Genomic DNA, 1122 nt, shown 5'->3' with positions numbered 1-1122 from the left:
CGGCGAGTTTTGGTGGTGAAAGTGGTCTGCGGGAAGTTGGTTTGTGCGGCATTCACCCCTTAACGCAGCGTTATGTTCTATCGGAGTGTTTATGCTGAGAGTCAAACTCACAAGAGATAGTGTGTGTATGGGAGATGATTCCGGTGCCCCTCACTTCTTACAATTAGAATTGCTAGAAATCTCAACTATTCAAGATTTAGTTGACGCCATTGATGCTTGCTCTTATCTGGCGAAAGTGGCAGCTTTCGATCATCAATGGATACTCTTAGCTAACAATGAAGAGGCTTCTCGTTTGAAAGGCAATGACTTTGAAGTCCTAGAAAATGGTGAAGTAAGTCTATCTTCTCTTGCTGTAAACGGGGTACTCAAGATTCATTTCAAATACTTAAGCTCACGAACATAACAAACGCTTCAAGAGGGACAGCCAACGCGCGGCATTTTTACTATGCGTTGGTTTTGGTGGTTACGGTTTTATGCGGAAGCTTATAGTAGCGTTGTCTGCCCCTTAAGCGGGCGTTAGCTTCTTAAAGGCTAGAATCATCAAAATCTAAGCTCAATTGTTCTTAAAACTCAACTTCTAGCGTTCAGATCGCACAATTTGGCTTTCGAGTTTTCTGATGCTTATTTGGTAGAAAGTGTGGAATGTTCAGCAGTTTCAAGGTCGTTGAAAACCATCAAACCTCGATGCTTCAATGTTGTTGGATGCTCCACTCGGAAAGTTTGGTTTCACAAAAGGCTGTATCATCGCTGTGATCTGGCTTTCTTTGTCGCGGACTCTTAACCGTGGCCAACTTAGCCTTGACCGTTTTGAGTTTTGGCAGCCGACTTCACAGCTTTTGGCGTTGGACGTGTGCTTGTTCTATGCATTTGCGTAAAATCGCTTTCAAGAAAAGTGTTTAAAAGTTATTGGGAAACAATTGGCTACGAAGCTAACAAACGCCTCAAGAGGGACTGTCAACGCGTGGCGTTTCCAGTCCCAATGAGCCGCGGTGGTTTCGGTTGTTGTGTTTGAGTTTAGTGGTTTGCGTTGCCAGCCCCTTAGGCGGGCGTTATGTGAATGGAGCTCATCTTGAAAATATCAGTCGTCAAAAGTGGTGAAATTGAGGCGTATGAAGCGTCAAT

Annotated in this window: 2 protein-coding genes; both read left to right on the top strand. The window is 44.2% G+C overall.

Translation table 11 applies throughout. From position 1 onward, the window contains the following. The first annotated feature begins 91 nt into the window (after window positions 1–91). Entirely contained in the window at window positions 92–403 is a 312-nt protein-coding gene (locus tag PQQ36_RS22475) for a hypothetical protein (RefSeq protein ID WP_140280422.1), read from the top strand. Between the two features lie 289 nt (window positions 404–692). Further along, on the top strand, window positions 693–875 hold the full coding sequence (locus PQQ36_RS22465) for a DUF645 family protein (protein WP_069213269.1): 183 nt from the start codon (window positions 693–695) through the stop codon (window positions 873–875). The last annotated feature ends 247 nt before the right edge of the window (window positions 876–1122 follow it).

It is taken from the genome of Vibrio sp. CCUG 15886, assembly GCF_028570825.1.
Taxonomy (GTDB): domain Bacteria; phylum Pseudomonadota; class Gammaproteobacteria; order Enterobacterales; family Vibrionaceae; genus Vibrio; species Vibrio vulnificus_B.
Note: the sequence above shows the minus strand (reverse complement) of the source record. Positions and strands in the feature narration are given on the sequence as shown.